13 protein-coding genes and 1 pseudogene are annotated in these 19,483 nt (G+C 43.1%); 5 read left to right on the top strand and 9 right to left on the bottom strand.

Going from position 1 to position 19,483, the window contains the following annotated elements; genetic code table 11:
- Positions 1-40: 40 nt before the first annotated feature.
- From HMPREF9009_RS22820 to HMPREF9009_RS22805, 4 genes are read right to left on the bottom strand one after another with little or no spacing between them, the layout of a single operon-like run.
- Positions 41-1,609 (bottom strand): glycoside hydrolase family 32 protein, encoded by a 1,569-nt coding sequence (locus HMPREF9009_RS22820; RefSeq protein WP_049703475.1) that lies wholly within the window; start codon positions 1,607-1,609, stop codon positions 41-43.
- Between the two features lie 17 nt (positions 1,610-1,626).
- Complete coding sequence (locus tag HMPREF9009_RS22815; RefSeq protein ID WP_049703474.1) at positions 1,627-3,012, bottom strand: DUF4960 domain-containing protein; 1,386 nt, start codon at positions 3,010-3,012, stop codon at positions 1,627-1,629.
- Between the two features lie 26 nt (positions 3,013-3,038).
- Positions 3,039-4,751: a RagB/SusD family nutrient uptake outer membrane protein gene (locus tag HMPREF9009_RS22810; protein WP_049703473.1), complete on the bottom strand. Its 1,713-nt coding sequence runs from the start codon at positions 4,749-4,751 to the stop codon at positions 3,039-3,041.
- Positions 4,752-4,778: 27 nt separating this feature from the next.
- Positions 4,779-7,892, bottom strand: a complete 3,114-nt coding sequence (locus tag HMPREF9009_RS22805; protein WP_049703532.1) for a SusC/RagA family TonB-linked outer membrane protein — start codon at positions 7,890-7,892, stop codon at positions 4,779-4,781.
- A 291-nt stretch (positions 7,893-8,183) separates the two neighbouring features.
- Between HMPREF9009_RS22805 and HMPREF9009_RS22800 the strand changes: the two genes are divergently transcribed.
- Together HMPREF9009_RS22800 and HMPREF9009_RS22795 are read left to right on the top strand one after the other, a co-directional pair.
- On the top strand, positions 8,184-9,056 hold the full coding sequence (locus HMPREF9009_RS22800; RefSeq protein WP_049703472.1) for a BRO-N domain-containing protein: 873 nt from the start codon (positions 8,184-8,186) through the stop codon (positions 9,054-9,056).
- 28 nt (positions 9,057-9,084) lie between these two features.
- Positions 9,085-9,957 (top strand): aldose 1-epimerase family protein, encoded by an 873-nt coding sequence (locus tag HMPREF9009_RS22795; protein ID WP_049703471.1) that lies wholly within the window; start codon positions 9,085-9,087, stop codon positions 9,955-9,957.
- A 170-nt stretch (positions 9,958-10,127) separates the two neighbouring features.
- Here the strand turns inward: HMPREF9009_RS22795 and HMPREF9009_RS22790 are convergent, their stop codons facing one another.
- On the bottom strand, positions 10,128-12,008 hold the full coding sequence (locus tag HMPREF9009_RS22790; protein WP_049703470.1) for a glycoside hydrolase family 32 protein: 1,881 nt from the start codon (positions 12,006-12,008) through the stop codon (positions 10,128-10,130).
- Between the two features lie 222 nt (positions 12,009-12,230).
- Here HMPREF9009_RS22790 and HMPREF9009_RS22785 point away from each other — a divergent pair, with 222 nt between their 5' ends.
- Complete coding sequence (locus HMPREF9009_RS22785) at positions 12,231-13,253, top strand: helix-turn-helix transcriptional regulator (protein ID WP_015531547.1); 1,023 nt, start codon at positions 12,231-12,233, stop codon at positions 13,251-13,253.
- 87 nt (positions 13,254-13,340) lie between these two features.
- Here HMPREF9009_RS22785 and HMPREF9009_RS22780 read toward each other — a convergent pair whose 3' ends face one another.
- Positions 13,341-14,186 (bottom strand): patatin-like phospholipase family protein, encoded by an 846-nt coding sequence (locus HMPREF9009_RS22780; RefSeq protein WP_004314255.1) that lies wholly within the window; start codon positions 14,184-14,186, stop codon positions 13,341-13,343.
- Entirely contained in the window at positions 14,167-16,389 is a 2,223-nt protein-coding gene (locus HMPREF9009_RS22775) for a cation:proton antiporter (RefSeq protein WP_049703469.1), read from the bottom strand. The genes HMPREF9009_RS22780 and HMPREF9009_RS22775 overlap by 20 nt, the downstream gene beginning before the upstream one ends.
- Before the next feature lie 184 nt (positions 16,390-16,573).
- Between HMPREF9009_RS22775 and HMPREF9009_RS22770 the strand changes: the two genes are divergently transcribed.
- On the top strand, positions 16,574-17,101 hold the full coding sequence (locus HMPREF9009_RS22770; protein WP_004314253.1) for a hypothetical protein: 528 nt from the start codon (positions 16,574-16,576) through the stop codon (positions 17,099-17,101).
- Here the strand turns inward: HMPREF9009_RS22770 and HMPREF9009_RS25525 are convergent.
- Entirely contained in the window at positions 17,065-17,379 is a 315-nt protein-coding gene (locus tag HMPREF9009_RS25525) for a hypothetical protein (protein WP_083444243.1), read from the bottom strand. The genes HMPREF9009_RS22770 and HMPREF9009_RS25525 overlap by 37 nt on opposite strands.
- Positions 17,366-17,590: pseudogene (locus tag HMPREF9009_RS26275) on the bottom strand (hypothetical protein); the annotation flags it as partial. The gene HMPREF9009_RS25525 and the pseudogene HMPREF9009_RS26275, both read right to left, overlap by 14 nt.
- A 133-nt stretch (positions 17,591-17,723) precedes the next feature.
- Between HMPREF9009_RS26275 and HMPREF9009_RS22760 the strand changes: the two are divergent.
- Entirely contained in the window at positions 17,724-18,908 is a 1,185-nt protein-coding gene (locus HMPREF9009_RS22760; RefSeq protein WP_049703468.1) for a C1 family peptidase, read from the top strand.
- Positions 18,909-19,483 lie beyond the last annotated feature (575 nt).

Here is a 19,483-nt window from a genome sequence, read left to right as displayed (position 1 = left end):
CACTTTTGTTTCAAACACTGTAAAAGATGTTACTTTTCTATTAATAGGTGCTCACTTGAATATCTGAAACAGTGATTTCGCCTTTATAACAGCAGAGTGCCCACGGATTCTTCTGCATTTGATAGATGCGGTTCGTGAAAGATAACTGGTCGTTGATGTAAGTCACACAAACCGACTGGTCACTGTAAATCGTCACCCGGTATTCATGATCCGCCGGGATGTTGAATTTGTTATCAAACAAGTATTTGGCATTGTCACCGTCTTTCTCGAAGTTGGCTTTACCCTCGTCAGCGTTGACGTGGATGCTATACCATGATTTGGAGTCCGTTCCACGGACGAAAGAGATTCCAAAACGATCTGTATTCGAGGATGCTTTTACGGTAAAGGAAATCTTGTTGTGCACTTTCAACCGGTTGAAGATGACGGAAGCTCCTTCGGCCAACGTATAGGTTTTACCGCTTTCTGTTACGTTTCCGTCTTTAGCCATCACTTTTACCTCTTGTGCAGAAGTGTATTTACGGTCGATTGCATCGGGAACTCCAAGGGTCAACGTACCGTCTTCGTGCTGAATCAGACGTTGTGCCACCAAGTTGCCAGCCCATTCGGGTTCTACATCTCCTACGTTTCCATTATCATTGCCGGCACGGGTGGGACACCAGCCCCAAATATAACGGTTGGTTCCATCGGAAGCGGTCTTGCCTGCATAGAATGCACGGCTGTCCAACATACCTTCCCGATTGTCCGGCCATATTCCGGCATCATTGGCGGTGGTTGCTTTCAGTTCTTCAAGTGTTCTGCCTTTGAAGTATTGTACCTTGCGCATGAAGGAAGCTTGTTCCGAATAGACCAGATACCACCAGTCTCCCATCTTGAATACGTCCGGACATTCGTAGAAACGGTCCCACATCATGGTCATAAATGTGCCGGCAGACGCCCACTCTTTCAGGTCAGTAGAGGTGAATTCGGCAATGTGTCCTTTTCCGTTTTTACGGGTGGCAATCAGCATGTGATAAACGCCGTCTTCGGTCTGGAACAGGAACGGGTCGCGGAAGTCATTCTTGTCATAGCCGTACGTATCTCCTTTCAGATAGAAAGTGCGGTTCTTGGTCCATGTTTTAAAGTCGGGAGAGGTGGCTACCATGACTACCTGTGCATTCTGGTCGGAAGAAGGTTTGAATTTATTGCCGGTGTAGAAGGTATAATAGAGTTTATCAGTCGGATTGTAAATCGTACCTCCTGTACCGATGGCAGCATCCTGTTCGTCACGACCTCCACAGGGAATCAGTTCGCCGAGAGATTCATAAGTAGCACCGTCTTTGGTGGCCACCCCGAAAATGGGGTGGTAAGTAGCTTCGGGGTTCGGACGGTAGTCTTGCAGGTACATCACTTTAAAGTCTTTGGCAACCGGATCATAAAATGGCATCGGGTCACCGACAAAGCCTACCTGCGGTTTATAGTACATCGAGAAGCCATGCTCGTCGGCCGATTGGAAGTAAGTGGCTGTACCGTCCCAGTCTCTTTGAGTCAATACGGGCTCCATTTCATCACTGCAAGCGCTCATTGAGGCCAACAGCGTGGTGATTGCTATATGTAAGATCATATTTTTCATAATTATTGCTTATTCTTTTATTTACATAAGTAGTTGATTGCATTCAGAGTCATTTGCTCTACGTTGTAGTGGTAGTAGTCGGCAGAAGCGTCTACGCCTTTACCGTACCAGTCGTAACAACCGGAGCCGATACAGATCGTGCGTCCGCTGTTGGCGCGCGGCTCGAATTCGGCAATGACTACCGCACCGTCACCTCCACGTGCCAGGTCAATTCCTCCAGTCAGGTTACGCCATTCGTTCAAGTCGGCATAACCTCCCCAGTCTGTTCCGATATGCCATTGCGCTGTACTATTGGTTATCGCATAGCCGGCATCACAAGTATATACTGTCGATTTGTCGCCATCTTTCCATCTTAAATCCTGGAACAACGGATGCGATTCGCTACCGGTAATCGGGAAGCTCCACGGAGAAGACGTAATTTCGGGTGAGTCTTCGTTTCCTCCCCAACTGTTGTTGGGTACACGCTCGTCTTTTGCAATGCTAAGGTCCTTAATATAGAAAGTTGCATAGCGGGTCAGCAATAGGTTACCACCGTTTTGATAGTAGACTTTAAATTTCTCTACGGCAGCTTTCGCATCATCCGGCAAAGGAGGATTATCGCCATTGTCTGCATGGAAATGCCACCAGATTGCAGTATATTTACCTAAATCTACTTTTCCGTCTACTACATCTTTGAATGAGACGTATTCGGACATGGATATATTATCCATCATCCACTGGGCAGCGGCTTTTTCTTCAGGACTTGTCAGTTGACTCACAGAAGAAGCTGTGCCAATAAAGGCAGTCGGAATTACATTTCCTTGAGTAACTGTTACTACATAAGAAGTCACTGCCGAACGGTAAGTTGCCGTATAAGTGACAGGGTTGGTAAAGTCCTGGATGCTGCCGGATGCCGGAGTCACAGTGACTCCATCTGATCCGGTGAATGTACCTTTCAACTGGGTAATATCCACTGTCAGTGGAACAACTACAGAGATTGTTTTTGATAGCTGGTCTACTTTTCCTACATAAGTATCATTCAACTTAAAGGTCAGTATCTTTGCTTCGTCTCTCTTCACGGTAATCGTATAGCTCATCTGTACGTCGCCATTCTTCACAGTCAAAGATACGGGAAGAGAAAAGTCGATTGTTTCACCAACAGCGATGCTCGCCGTAGCACCTTCGGAAAGATTGATTTCACTGACGGCCATCCGGGTAACGTCATAATCGTAAGGTACTCCCACTACGATTGTCTTGTTTTGATAATCGATCGTTCCTGCGTATTCATCCAGTTTGATAGAGTTCACCCATACATCTCCGTCCAGACGAAGATTGGATTTGAAGTCATCGCTACATCCCGCAACTGTCAGGCATGCTACAGTCACCAACAGGATGGTATAGAGTTGTTTTATGATTGATTTCATTTTATTCTTTGTTTTAAGATTGATGATTACCAACCGAAATTCTGTGTATAATTTCCGTTACTGGCACTGATCTGTTCGAATGGAATTGGAAGATATTCGTTCTTATTTTCCGTAAAACCTGCATTCTTGTAAATAGAACAACGGGCTGCTTCGGTCACATAATAAGCATTGATAACGTCTTTGGCTTCTCCCCATCTTACGAGGTCAAAGAAACGTGAGCTTTCCATACCGAACTCTATACGGCGTTCCCATTTCAGCATTTTCATGGCTTCGTCCTGTGTATATGCTTTCAGTTCATAAGGAGTTACTTTAAAGTTTACTCCATACTCTTCTTTGTAACTGAAGATCAGCATTGTACTTCCGGCTGCACGGCTACGTACATCATTGATGAGTGAAATGGCATCGGCAATACGTCCGTCGTTCAACTGTATCAGGGCCTCGGCACGCATCAGCAATACGTCTGCATAACGAATAACGATATGATTCAGGGAACTTGCCCAATAAGAACCTTTCTTCAGGCAGTCACAGTCCGGGTCTACATTCTCTTTGAGCGAAACATAATATCCGTAAAGTCCCTTACTACGGCTCCAGTCATCATTCTTCTGAATCATGTAGCCTTCGTTATATTTATAAGGGAAGCCCGGCATACCTACCGTGTGGAATAAACGGGGGTCTACATTGTCCGTCGTAACCTCGTAGTTCTCATTATCGTAGGTATTGAACAACGGTTTTCCCTGCGAGTCGGTTTTGAAAGCGTTCACCAGATTTTGGCTCGGTTTGTGGAAGTCACAGCAGCCTAGTATCTGCGGAGTTGTCAGTCCCATTCCCCAGTTCAGATTACCGTTGTATGTTCCGTCGTTGATAGAATATTGAATCGCCCATACAGACTCTGCGCCATTTTCATATTGAGGCAGGAAGTTCATGCTATAATCATTTTCCAATCCGTAACCGGCTTTGGCCATGATGAGAGGATCGGTATATTTCACTACCTGCTTCAGGTCTTCTTCGTCGATACCGGTAAGGTTGTTGTTCACTCCATCCTGACGGTAGGCTTTAAACAGGTAAGTCTTTGCCAGATAAGCGGCAGCGGCAGCTTGTGTGGGACGTCCTTTTTCTATCTGCACTTCCGGCAGATTGTCGTAGGCAAACTGGAAGTCGTCTGCTATCTTTTGCCATTGTTCGTTATTGGTATAGGTAGTATTCGAAAGCTCGTTGTAAGCATCCGGGTCCATGTTTTCATCATTCACTATGACGATCTTCTTAAACAGTTCCTTCAGCATGAAGTGGGCGTGTCCGCGCAGGAATCTCATTTCAGCAATGCGCTGGTCCTTCAGCGGATAAGTCTTTTCATCCATCAGGTCGAGTGACTGCAAGGCTGTGTTGGCACGGGTGATGCATTGATACAGTCTTTTCCATATATCGTTGATATTCCAGTCGGTGGTGTTGATACCTTTAGAAATTTCCAGTGCGTTGAACACACCGCCGTCTTCCGTACCGGAACCGCCTTTATAACAATCGTCGGAACGTACGTCATAATTCCAAAGCGAGAAGGAAGAGTTGATGTCGTCACCTGTTGCCCAAATGGCGTAGGCTGAAATCACGAGGTTGTCCACGTATTCGGGAGAAGCGATCTGATCGCCGGTCACAATACCCTGCGGAACCTGACGATCCAGAAAATCGTTGCAACTGCTTGTCAGCAAGGTAAATCCGATGGTTGCTATGTATAGTATCTTTTTCATGATAGTTCGTTTTATAAATGAAGTGAATTAAAATCCGATGTTAAGTCCGAAGGTGATATTCACAGGGATCGGATAAGAGAAGTTCGGGTTTTCCGGGTCTTCTCCCGTAAAGTCTTTACTCTTGATCGTCAGCAGATTTTGCGCGCTGCAATAGAAACGTAAACGTTCCATTCTCAACTTCTTGGAGATTACTGCCGGAACTGTATAGCCTAATTGGATATTACGCAGTTTCAGGAAGGAACCGTTTTCAACAAAGTAAGTGGAGACACGCTGTTCATTGTTTGTATCGCTGCGGGTCAATGCCGGAATAGTAGAGTTCGGATTAGTAGGCGACCAGGCATTGAGCAGGCGGGTTCCTTTGTTCAGGAAGCCGACGTTGGATGCACTCCAGAAGTCACTTTTCTTCTTCACGTCACTGATGATATCTACTCCCTGAACACCTTGCCAGAACATAGTCAGGTCGAAGTTTTTATATTCCAGGTAGATATTCAATCCGTAGCTGAAAGCAGGAGTCGGATCGTAAATCCATTCCTGGTCTTTTTCATCAATCACACCGTTATGGTCGATGTCGCGGTAGCGGATACGGCCAACGGCTGCACCTTCCTGCGTAGCGTGATTATCAACTTCTTCTTGTGATTTGAAGACACCATCGGCAATGTAGCCCACTTGTGAGTTGTATGTATGACCGACTACACTCTTTACTCCATTACCACCAAACTTTCCATTAGCAGCCACTGTCTCCGGCAGTTCAAGAATTTCATTCCGGTAAGTGGAGATGTTTCCGTTCAGGTCGTAAGTCAGTCCGAAGGCAGTCTTATTGCGGTAGCCCAAGTTGAATTCAAAACCCTGGTTTTTCATTGCACCCGAATTAATCCAACGATTGCCACCTTCTCCCAATACTCCCACACCTGCCATTTCAGTCAGGATATCGGTTGTTTTCTTGTAATAGTATTCCAATGAACCGTACAAGGATTGCTTGAACAGGCTGAAGTCGATGCCGACGTTCGTCTGTGTGGTTGTCTCCCACTTGATATTGTCATTACCAATCTGGTTACGTTTGAATCCGGAAGGCAGAGTACCACCTCCGTTAGAACCTGTAATATCGTATGCCGTACCGTAGCTTTGACCGCCAAATGAATCTGTTGTTCCATAATTAGGAGCGTAGATAGTGTAACGGGCAAGGTTGGAGATTTCCTGATTACCGGTCTGTCCCCATGAAGCACGCAGTTTCAGATCGTCCAACCAAGTCAGTTCCTTCATAAAGCTCTCCTGTGTGATGCGCCATCCCAAAGAAACGGAAGGGAAAGTGGCATAACGATGTTTTTTACCGAAGCGGGAAGAACCGTCACGACGGAGCGTCAATGAAAGCAGATATTTGTCAGCATAAGAATAGTTCATTTTACCGAAGAAAGAGACAAGCGAGTAACCTTCACCGGCACCGTAAGCCTGTGCTGTGCCGCTACCTGCATCGGGCCACATATAGTCGGGAGTAAGGATAGAGAAATCTTCTTTGTAGCCGGAGAAATGACTGTCGTCTTCCCGGTTCAGCTCCATACCTGCCATAACATCTCCACGATGTTTGCCTATTTCCAACTGGTAAGTGGCAATGGCATTCCACATCCATTTGGTCCAGTGTTCTTGTTTGGCTTCCACTGCACTCTTGCCGTTATTGGTCTGTGTTCCTTCCTGATAAGGATAGGTGAAGTAACGGGCTTGCTTGTTTGCGTAGTCCAGACCAAAAGTAGAACGAACATTGAATCCTTTGAAGAGGCTTAGATTCACATAAGCATCACCGAACATACGCCAGTAAGTGTATCGGTTGTCTTTGTTGTATTCGAGTACGGCGCGAGGATTACGACGGTCCGGCCATCCGCCTACCGGTCCTCCCCATGAACCATCCGAAGCATAAACGGGGATAGCGGAAGGAATGTCCAAAGCAGTTTCAATAATTCCGCCGGGAGCTTGTACTTCCGAAGTCCGGTTTAAGGTGAAATGCTGGCCGATAGTCAAGATATCATCTATTAATTTATAATCGCTGTTCATACGGGCGGAGAAACGGTCGAAGTCCGTATCTTTAATTACACCCAGGTTTTTGTAATATCCCAGAGAAAAGAAGGAAGAACCTTTCTCCGAACCGTTGCTGACAGAGAGATTGTATTGCTGGATAACACCTGTACGGGTAATTTCATCAAACCAGTCGGTATCTGCCACAGGCATTGTATTCTTTGAGTCCAGGTATTTGGAAAGACTCATACCGTATAGTACAGGATTTCCGTTGGCATCGTAACCCCAATTGTAGTTATATCCCAAGGCATTGCCGTTCGGGTTCTCACCATCGTTTACATAGGCTTGCCACATGGCACGTCCGTACTGTTCCGTATTCAACACGTCCATCTTACTTTGATACATGGAAGCTGAAACCGAAGCATCAAAGTTGATTTTAATCTGGCCTTTCTTTCCTTGTTTGGTAGTAATGACGATAACGCCATTTGCAGCACGCGAACCGTAGATGGATGCTGAAGCAGCATCTTTCAGTACTTGAATGGATTCAATGTCGTTTCCGTTCAATTCGTGCATACCGGCTTTGGTAGGAACTCCATCGATAATATAAAGAGGATCGTTGTTGTTCAGCGTACCGATACCGCGAATACGTACGGTAGCCGATCCGCTCGGATTTCCATCCGCTGTAATGTTCATACCGGGCACGCGGCCTTGAAGTGCTTTCACCGGGTTGTTCTCCCCTTGCTTCTGGATTTCGTCTACTTTCACTACGGAAACAGCACCGGTCAGGTCGGCTTTACGTTGAGTGGTATAACCTGTTACAACCACTTCATCTACCATTTGAGTGTCTTCTTCCAATAATACATTAACGATAGCAGCCGATTTTACGGTCACCGGTTTATAACCAATATACGTAATCTTTAAAGTAGAGTTAGCCGGAACCGAAAGGGTGAAATTACCATCTAAATCAGTAATTGTTCCATTAGCAGTAGCTGTAGCTTCAACAACAGAGGCGCCGATGACCGGCTGTCCGTCCGTTTTAGAAGTAACGTTTCCTTTCACCGTAATGCTTTGCCCCCAAAGGACTGACATGAAAGTAAACAGGAAACAAACGCTGCAAAGAAGTTTTTTGTTCTTCATAATACGATGCATTAGTTTGATGTTATTAAATTAAAAGTACGAATTTTATCTATATCGATAATGCAAATTACGGTTGATTTATATCAAACGACTGAAAAAAATGTTTCAAAGGCTATAACATTTGTTGCATAGAACGCTATTTTATAGGGTTTTATACATGTTTTCTTTCATTATGGGAATTCTTGGATTCATATTCTTTTATAATTGCAGAAAACGCTACCTTTGTATAGTGATATGAGCCCAAAGAAAGAACGACTCTTCATTAAATAATAAACTCTAAAAATAAGATTCATGACTAAGCAACAAGCTTTAAAACTCTTTGAAGAAAGAAGAGTACGTACGGTATGGGATGATGAACAAGAGAAGTGGTATTTTTCGATAGTAGATGTGGTGGCTGTTCTGACAGACAGCAGTAACCCTCAAACTTATTGGCGTGTGTTAAAAAAGAGACTACTAGCGGAAGGAAACGAAACCGTTACAAATTGTAACGGTTTGAAAATGCAGGCAGCGGATGGTAAAATGCGCCTAACCGATGTTGCCGATACCGAACAACTTCTCCGCCTTATCCAATCTATTCCTTCTCCTAAGGCAGAACCTTTCAAACTATGGATGGCTAAGGTTGCCAGCGAACGGCTCAACCAAATACAAGACCCCGAATTATCAATTGATCAGGCCTTAATGGATTATAAACGTATGGGATACTCTGATAGCTGGATTAACCAACGTCTGAAATCAATAGAAATCCGTAAAGACTTGACTGACGAGTGGAAGAAACATGGATTGCAAGAAGGCGTTCAATTCGCTACACTCACAGATATTATTTATCAGACCTGGTCGGATATGACATCTAAAGAGTACAAACAATTTAAAGGATTGAAAAAAGAAAACCTACGGGATAATATGACCAATAAAGAATTGGTATTAAATATGCTTGCCGAACTTTCTACTAAAGAAATATCCGAAATCAGCGATCCCGAAACATTCAATGACCACATGGATATTGCTCAACAAGGTGGAGAAGTTGCCCGCAATGCCCGACTGGAACTGGAGGCTAAAACGGGCAAGAGAGTAATCTCTCCTCTTAATGCAAAAAGTGGTATTCTACTGAAAGGTAAATCTGAAAACATCTCGAAAGAAGGATCGGAAGATGAACTTAAAGATTAACTCTAAAATAATCCAATAAATAAACGACATGAAAACAATCTCCAACAAACAACTCACGATTCAAGTATCTCCTCACGGAGCTGAACTCTGCAGTATCGTCGCCAATGGAAAAGAATATCTGTGGCAAGCCGATCCTGCTTTTTGGAAACGCCACTCTCCTGTCCTATTCCCAATTGTCGGAAGCGTATGGGAAAATGAGTATCGGAATGAAGGGATTCCCTATACGCTTACTCAACATGGTTTTGCCCGTGACATGGAATTTATGATTGTTGCTGAAAAAGAGGATGAAGTGCGTTACCGTCTTGTTAGTAATGAAGAGACTTTAAAGAAATATCCGTTTCCATTCTGTCTGGAAATAGGCTATCGCATCCAGGGAAAGAAAATTGAGGTTATGTGGGAAGTAAAGAATAGCGGTAAAAAGGATATGCATTTTCAGATTGGGGCACATCCAGCTTTCTATTGGCCGGAGTTCGATGCAAGCAATTCTGAAAGAGGGTTCTTCGGATTTGACAAGGAAAACGGTTTGAAATATATTCTCATTTCAGAAAAGGGATGCGCTGATCCTTCTACAGAATATTCTTTAGAGTTGACAGACGGATTATTACCACTGGACACGCATACGTTTGATAAAGATGCTTTGATACTGGAGAATGAACAGGTCCGTAAAGTTACCTTATATAATAAAGAGAAACAGGCTTATCTTAGTTTACATTTTAACGCTCCGGTAGTCGGTCTTTGGTCTCCACCTGCAAAGAATGCTCCTTTCGTCTGCATCGAACCTTGGTACGGACGTTGCGACCGTGCACATTATACTGGTGAATATAAAGATAAGGACTGGATGCAGCACTTACAACCGGAAGAGATATTCCAAGGAGGATATACAATTGAAATTGATGAATAATTGATGAATAAAAGTAGCTGCCGGATTTCACATCTGACAGCTACCAAATACCTAATTCTAATCTACAAAACCTAACTTACAAATCTAACCTATGAATCTTTAAAAAGCAATCAATACTTGTTGCTTTCACTGAATCTATGCAAACATCTATTGTGTAACTTCTATTTCTATTATAAACCCAACCGATACGCATTGAATGAATCTACTTGAAATGAACCTCCTTTGCTATAAAAACACATACGGTTGTATGGTTCCGATGGAAAGATAAGATTAGTCATTGCTACCTTTCCTCCATTCAGGAATATTTCTACAGAACATTTATCAACAAAGACATCCAACGTATATTTATTCTCTTTCTTTATCGGTGCCCAGGTAGCTAATGCGAAATCATCTATATAATTGATGGAAGTCGTCTTTCTACGGTCGTGAACCTCTATTTCATGAGGTACACTCTTCTTTCCGAAATCCACGATACCACTTTTCGTCCGGTCCATAACCAATCTCTTTTCCGGAAGATTGAAGTAGATATCCACCTTTTCCCCTTTATCATTAAAGAGGCTGAATCCCATAATCTCCGCTTCCCCGGCGGTAATTTCCAATGCCAGTTCATAAGCACCATCATTATCAGCCAATAAAGAATCAATATGATAATCATTGGCAACCGTAAATGCCGGAATCTCTTTCTTTTCTTTTCGCAGAGTCTTTATCTCCGGTACCGGAGCTGCTGAAAGATAAATTTCACCGTCTTGTGTATAAAGACTTAACTCACGCGGCAAAGCGTTAGCACTACGGAATTGCTTTGTCGGAACAATATTACAATATTGCCAGTTACTCATCCAAGGAACAGCAATCGTCCGTTCTCCAGCATTTGAGAAACAAACGGTAGCATAATGATCCTTCCCCCAATCCAGCCATTTGGTGACATTCGGCTGACTGTCACAACTGAATTTCTTTCCATCAAAGTCTCCTGTAAAGTATTGAGTGGCACTTCCTCCGAAATAACATCCCGGATTGACGTTCACTATCAATGCCCATTTCTTACGGTTCAGATCTCCATCCACTGGAAGTTCCACCATGTCCGGACATTCAAATTGACAAGGCTGTACCCCGTATCCTTCTCCGAAGCTGCTCATATAGTTCCAGTCCTTCAGATTCTTAGAGTCATAGAAACGCATTTCTTTATCGGCGGAGACAATCATCACCCATTTATCTTCCGGTTCATACCGGAACACTTTCGGATCACGGAAATCTCTCAAACCATCAGCAGGGCACAAGATGGGGTTCTTCTCATATTTAATAAATGTCCGTCCATTATCCTTGCTAAAAGCAAGACATTGGACCTGCCCGTTTTTATCACTGGCAGAAGTATAAAAAGCCAGGATACTCCCTGCTCCGTAACCGGCTACATTTTCCTGATCGACAATAGAGCTACCGGAAAAGATATGTCCCAATGTATCGCGGGCGATAGCTGGTTCCAGATGTTCCCAATGCATCAGGTCTTTGCTGACAGAATGTCCCCAATGCATATTTCCCCATTTAGAGCCGTAAGGATTATATTGAAAATACAAATGATATTCTCCATCTTTATACACCAATCCGTTGGCATCATTCATCCAGCCATAGAGAGGAGTATGATGGAAAACAGGACGGAACTTTTCTGTATTGGTAGTATCAAATGTATCAGATAACTTGATTTCTTTCCAGCAAAGTGCCTCCTTTGATTTATTACGAATACGCACGGTGGCAGTCTTCACTCCGGCAGGCAAGGCAAAGGGAACGAAATAGTCCACTTTAGTCTGTGCCAAACGAATATCCATATCAGTATCGGCAGCTTCTCCTGTATTGAGGAGAACCTGACTCTCCGCTGCTTCCTCTTCTATAGGAAGCAATATATAATTAGTCGGATTAGTGATGTGGATGACAGTCAGGCTATCGCTTTTCTGTTCCAAGGTCAACTTGCTTTTAGTTGTGTGGCAATAAGTCAGTCCATAAGAGACTGCTAACGCAAGTATTGCACCTTTACATAGTTTCATCCAAGGGTTTGTTTTCATGGCAACAAAGTATTCCTAGTTTATACAAGCTTTTAATCTAAAAGACGAAGGCAAAGATAGGGGGTATCTTCGCCTTCGTCTATAAACTTTGTTTCAAAGGGTATCAAATTTGATACAAATCCTAAGAATTTTCTTTTATCATCCAAGAATAAAGACCTGTAACCTCTTTGTTTTCCTGAATTTATTTTTCTACTTTTGAAGCAAATCTTTATTCTTCTACTTATGCCAGCAAATAGAAATGCCTTAATCCGTTATAAAACAATTGATAACTGTCTGCGTAATCCTTATCGACGCTGGACGTTGGAAGATTTGGTAGATGCTTGCTCGGATGCCCTTTATGAATACGAAGGCATCGATAAAGGCATAAGCAAACGTACGGTACAAATGGATATACAGATGATGCGCAGCGAGAAGCTGGGTTATAACGCTCCGATTGTGGTGTACGAAAATAAATACTATAAATACGAAGATCCGGAATACAGCATTACACAAACTCCGCTGAACGAACAAGACCTGAAAACGATGTCGGAAGCAGTGGAAGTGTTGAGGCAGTTTAAAGGCTTCTCCTATTTTACGGAAATGAGCGATATTATCAACCGCCTGGAAGATCACGTTGCTTCTGCCCGGATGAAAACCACTCCTGTCATTGACTTTGAAAAGAATGAATCATTGAAAGGACTGGATTATCTGGATACGATCTATCACGCGATTGTAAACGAGCATCCGATACAGCTCAAATATCGTTCGTTCAAGGCACGTTCGGCCAACAGCTTTATTTTTTATCCTTATCTATTAAAAGAGTATCGCAACCGATGGTTCGTTTATGGTGTCAGAGGAAACGGACGGATCTTGCAAAATTTAGCTTTGGACAGAATACAATCATTGGAGGTTCTGCCACAAGAACATTACATAAAAAATACGTTCTTCGATCCGAACACGTTCTTCGATGATCTGGTAGGAGTCACTAAAAACACTGGAAGTGTAGCGGAGAAAGTCGGTTTCAAGGTAGCGGCTGCCGAAGCACCTTACATCATAACCAAGCCTATACACCGCAGCCAGCAAGTGGTGGAAAGATTAGCTGACGGAAGTGTCATACTGGAAATTGAAGTCGTCATCAACCATGAGTTAGAACGAGTATTCTTCGGATATGCCGAGGGAATACAAGTTCTTTATCCGAAGACTCTGGTAGAATTGATGGGTAGGAAACTAAAAAAGGCTGCTGAACAATATACCCATTCGAAATGAAAAGGGAACACGCCCAATTATCCTATCTGACATTCAAGAAAAACAAAAAAGCATGGAGAACCTGTCTATTGTTCAACTATGGAAACTTTATTCTTCAAGTAAGGCTCTCGCACATTCGTACCCTTCCTGATAAAACTCTGTCAGCTTTTGCACATCTTTCTCGATGCGGTCTACGGCTACAGGTTTTAACGGGCGAATAACGATAATCTGTCCTTCATCCTCCATGCGCTCTACCATTTCCAACTGCTCATTATAAACAGCACACCGCCGACTTAACGCTTCGCGCAACTTCGGATATTTCCGATATACAAACGAAGGGATACGAATGTCTTTCGAATCTTTCCGATACCCCCGGTTACGGGTGAGTACCACAACATTTCTCGTGCAGCCATCCGTAATGGCTCTTTGCAAAGGAATGGAATCTACAATTCCTCCGTCGAGCATGGGAATCCCGTCTACATAAGTAATAGGACATACAAAAGGGAGACTGCTGGATGCGCGGACAATATCAATCACCCTGCGACTGTCTTTTTTCTCTTCGAAATAGTTGGCTTCTCCCGTGATGCAATTCGTAGTCACCATCACAAAACGTTCCGGTGAAGCAAAATATGTTTCATAATCGTAAGGAAGAATATGTTCGGGGAACTCATTGAATAATAGATCAAAGTCCAATATATTACGCTTTTTGAGCAAATGTTTCAGACCGATATAATCATACTTCTCCAACAAGTCAATGTTGCTGTACTTGGCACGTCCCCGTTGCCGTGATGCATACGACAACCCGTTGCACGCACCGGCAGACACTCCTATCGCATAGGGAAACCGGATATCGTGATCCATAAAATAATCAAGCACACCGCAGGTGAATACTCCGCGCATTCCCCCGCCTTCCAACACTAATCCCGTAGATTCATCAATTTTCAAGTCCTTCATTTTTATCTCCCGTATTCTTATTCCGGCGGATTACCAGCAAAGATGACAATTCACGCATCACAGCCTCATCCTCGGATAATTTCGTATAAGAAAGATGGCTCATTATCAATAACCCGTCTTTCTCTTCAGTCACTAAATCTTCTACTCCCGCAAACCACACTATCATCGTTTGTTCCGGATAACGCACCTGCAAATCGTCAATGCGTCCACGGAACTCTTCATCATCCGTATCAAAAAGGAAAAGACGCACCGAATGTCCGTTCTGCAACATCTTATCCAAATAGGAAAAAAGAAACAGATCAATCATTCCGCCGAGTACGAAACTGACCGTCGAGCCTTCCCGATACTGACGATTGACAAATACGGCCACGGGACATTTCACCTGCTCCATAATCTCATCAATCTTATCCCGGAAGAGCGTTAACCATAAAATTGCTCCCGGAGTTCCCGGCATATCCGAACGATAATGACTCCCGGCTCCCAAAAGCAGCATATCAGGATGTTCGTTACGGACAAAATGGATGATTTCCTGTACAAGTTTGTCTGTCACCCGATAATGGTTATCTACCTGGATATTCAATTTCGCTGCCTGTTGATTGAGCAAAGCAAAACTCTCGCTGGCATAATGTTCGGCATTCAACGGATTCAGATCCGTGCCCACCGTATAGTGTGCTGCAATCAAATGATTTTTCTTCAACTGCTTCCCAAATAACAAATCATAAATGGAAAGCAACACACGCCCGGATTCCGGACGTCCGAAACAAAATATCAATTTGTGCTTCAAAGATAATTTTTCTTCCCGACGTACGAAAATATGTTCCACCAAATGAAGCAAAGGAGTAGTCATAAAGGTCGTAACTAGCGCCATAATGACCAAAATTACGAATATAGAGGGAGGAAGAACTCCCATTTCATAACCGATATTCAAAGCGACAAGCTCCATCAATCCCCGTGTATTCATCAATGTTCCTATCGTCAAACTATCCTTCCACGACTCACCCACCAAACGGGCGGCAATGGCACATCCACCCAGTTTGCCGACAACAGCAACCGTCACCAACAGTAAACATACCATCCACAACTCCGGACTGTTTATCAAACCGATTTCCGTGCGCAATCCGGTGAAGGCAAAGAACAGAGGTAAAAAGAATACTAATGAAATATCCTCCACCTTTTCCATCATCACCTTCCGGAAACCCAGATTGGACGGCATCACTAGCCCTGCCATAAAGGCTCCGAATAGTGCATGAATACCAATAATTTCGGTCAGACAAGAAGAAATAATAAGAATGAGCAGAATAAATGCCACGAATGTTTTATTGATTGCTTCCCGGTTGGCATATACTTCTCCCACTTTCTTCAGAAACGGTCGAACAACCAAAAACATGACCGCAATATAGACAACTGCCAGCCCCACTGAATAAAGTGCGCTGGCAAAACTTCCTGCTTTGGAGATAGCAATCACCACTGCCAACAGACACCAAGCGGTCACATCATCATTGGCAGCGGAAGCAATGGCCAGCGTCCCTAAAGGAGTCTTCGTCATATTCCGCTCCTGAATGATGCGCGCCAATACCGGAAAAGCGGTGATACTCATAGAAATACCTATAAACAAGGCAAATGGAAGAAACGGAGTTTGGGCAGCTGCATATTCTTCGTACACCCAGTAAGAAGACAAGATGCCCAGGAAGAAGGGTACTAGGATTCCGGCATGGCTAATCACCAGCGTTTCATTGATTTTATTTTTCAGTACACTGAAATCCAGCTCCATACCGATGACAAACATAAAAAGGATCAGTCCCACCTGACTCAACAGTTCAAGATTGGTAAGCGAGTGTGCCGGAAAAAGGAAATGAAAAGCATCCGGAAAGAAAAAGCCGAGTACGGAAGGTCCTAACACAATACCGGCAACAATCTCTCCAATCACTCCCGGTTGCCCGATCAGACTGAACAAATAGCCAAAAAGACGCACCATCAGCAGTACGGCTATAATCTGAATCAACAAGGTAGTGAGCGGATGATGAAGATTATCCTGTATAAACTGGAGAAACATAGTGAATGGATTCCCCTGTACCATGTTCTGCGCATTTACCGCATAGTGCGAAAACCGGTCACCCTCTTCAATAGCAACATAAATCAACCCTCCAAACAGGAGTAACATCAGTACATAAATGACATAATTCTTCCGGGCCCTGTTCCGCATAAACTTTATTTTTACGATTTGTGCATATTTATGGTAAAAACAAACGAAAAAGGCAGATAGTTTGGCGAAAATAACAAATTCTCAAACAAAATCTTGTTTTTTTGCTTCAATCTATGTAACTTTAGGCTAGCTTAATTGTTTAAGGAGGAAAAAATCAAAAAAGTCCTGCCCGCAGGCAAGCACCATGAGAATACAGTTTGAGATTAAAGAAAATTTGCCGGAAATTATCGAAGAAATCTTACACTCTGATAAGTGGCAAACTTCCGTGAAGGAAGAACTGAGCGGTCGGACGACCGTTGTGATCCGTGACCAAGCGTATGGTTCAGAAGCTACCATTGAAATTTATGCTACATCTATTGAAATCAAAACCGCATGGTCAAAGTACTCCTATCGTATATTTGTAACCAACGATATCGTATGGTGCGAATATAACGGTGCCTATCGTGGTCTGTTGGAACAAGTGCTCCTACCTACTATTACTCCTAAAGAAAACCTGCTCAATTCTGACGTGACTGAAAGTTCGCTCTACGGAAATGAGCATAAGAAATTGAGAGAGTATGCAGAAGATAACCTGAAACTGAAACAATTCCGCCGGGAAAACTTCAATGAACAGAAGAATGGAACCGCTCCATTCGATCATCCCAAGCGTGTGTATGATGAGTTTATTAAAGAAGATTATGTAGTAGCACCCAAAGAAGAAGAGAACAAATAATCTGTACTTAATGCTTTACCTTGTGCCATCGTATTGGCACTCCAGTGCCACCATATTGACACAGTCGTGCCAGTAAGGTGGCATGATTGTGCCAATAAAAAAGGTTGAACAATTATCAAACGCTCTCTCTCATAAATTTTATAGCCGTACCCACTACCTCCAACCCGGGTCACTTCCAAACGGTATCTATTTACCGGATGCACATACGCATACATGATTCCCACTAAAAGCAGTAAGACAAAGCAACTAACACCTATTACTTTTTTATTTCTCTTCATATTCGTATGGTTTCAACTCCCAGGTATCATCGTAATAATAAGTGGAAGATCCTCCTGTAGCTATAATTCCCCGTTTTCCGGTAGAAAAACATACAGCTTTCGAGCGTGTGCTTCCTTCGAAATCGGTCAAATCCTCCCCATCCCACAGGTCTGTCAAAGGGTCGTAAATCCAGTAGTTAGAGCGGTAACTGCTTCCTGCAGTCTGTCCTGATCTCAATTTTCCTTTATCTTCCTCTGTGTCCTCTGCGTCCTCTGTGGTGAAATAATCTGTGTAAATCTGTGTAATCTGTGGTGAAACTTTCCTATATTTGTAGCCAAAACAATTTAATATTAATTTCATAGGAATGAAAAAGACAATCCTTATTGCTGCTTTAGGCTTGTTCAGCCTAAACATCATGGCACAAGATGCAAAACCTGAAGAAGGTTTTGTTTTCACGACAGTGAAAGAAAACCCGATTACTTCTATCAAGAATCAAAATCGTTCGAGCACTTGCTGGAGTTTCTCAACTCTCGGATTCATTGAATCAGAATTGCTTCGCTTAGGTAAAGGCGAGTATGACCTGTCTGAAATGTTTGTCGTACACAAAACGATGCAGGATCGCGGAGTAAACTATGTACGCTATCATGGTGACAGTTCTTTCTCCCCGGGCGGAAGTTTTTATGATGTAATGTACTGCATCAAGAATTATGGTATTGTTCCTCAAGAAGTGATGCCGGGTATCATGTACGGTGACACGTTGCCGGTACATAACGAGCTGGATGCTGTTGCTTCCGGTTACATCAATGCTATTGCGAAAGGTAAGTTGAGCAAACTGACTCCGGTATGGAAAAACGGACTAAGCGCTATTTATGATACTTATCTGGGAGCATGTCCGGAGAAATTCACATACAAAGGCAAAGAATATACTCCGAAGACTTTTTCTGAATCACTGGGATTGAACTGTGACGACTATGTATCACTGACTTCTTATACACATCATCCATTCTATTCTCAATTCGCAATCGAGATTCAGGATAATTGGCGCAATGGTTTATCCTACAACCTGCCTATCGAAGAGCTGATGGCTGTAATGGACAATGCTATAAAGAAAGGTTATACTTTTGCATGGGGTAGCGACGTCAGCGAACAGGGATTCACACGTGACGGTATCGCCGTTATGCCGGATGTAAACAAAGAATCTGAACTTTCCGGTTCGGATATGGCTCGCTGGACCGGCCTGACTGCTGCTAACAAACGTCAAATGATGACAACCAAACCATACCCGGAAATCGATGTCACTCAAGAAATGCGCCAAGTTGCTTTCGACAATTGGGAAACTACGGACGACCACGGAATGGTAATCTACGGTATCGCTAAAGACCAAAACGGAAAAGAATACTTCATGGTGAAGAATTCTTGGGGTAAATCAGGCAAATACAATGGTATCTGGTATGCTTCCAAAGCATTCGTTGCTTACAAGACTATGAATATTCTTGTACACAAAGACGCACTGCCTAAAGAGATTGCTAAAAAACTGGGAATCAAATAAACGAGTACCCGTCCTTTATAAATAAAAAGCCTCATTAGCTACAAATAGCTTCTGAGGCTTTTTTAAGCAGTTATTTTCCGGGATTACTCCATGTTATCGAAACAAAAGTAAGACTGCTGTTTTCTTCCTCCAAACATAATCGACCAAAGAACGGATTTCAACGGTAAACAGTTTTGTTCTATTTTTAAGATTCTACCGTTTGACAGTGGCTATGAATCAAATCAAGCAGAGAATAAAATGCATAAATTAATGCAAGATTATACACATACAGCCCCTTATTATGCATAAATACAAGGAAAAACAGACGGTCTTTATGGTATAAATGCACCCTTGCTTTTAATGAAACGCAGGCTTGGTCGGTGAGAAACGCATCCTTGCTCACCGACCAAGCCAGCGTTCATCGGTGAGAAAGGATTTTTGGGCTGAAAGAAGAGCCATTTCTAAGTTAATTCACTTCAGAATCCATTGATTCTTTATATAGCAAATAGCTATATAATAGGAAAAGAATCAATCATTTACTCCGACTCTGAAAGCAAATAAGTACCAAAAAGATCTTCCATCAGCAAAGCGCTGTC

The organism is Bacteroides sp. 3_1_13, from assembly GCF_001185845.1.
Taxonomy (GTDB): Bacteria; Bacteroidota; Bacteroidia; order Bacteroidales; family Bacteroidaceae; genus Bacteroides; species Bacteroides xylanisolvens.
This window is presented reverse-complemented; position numbering and strand designations above follow the sequence as displayed.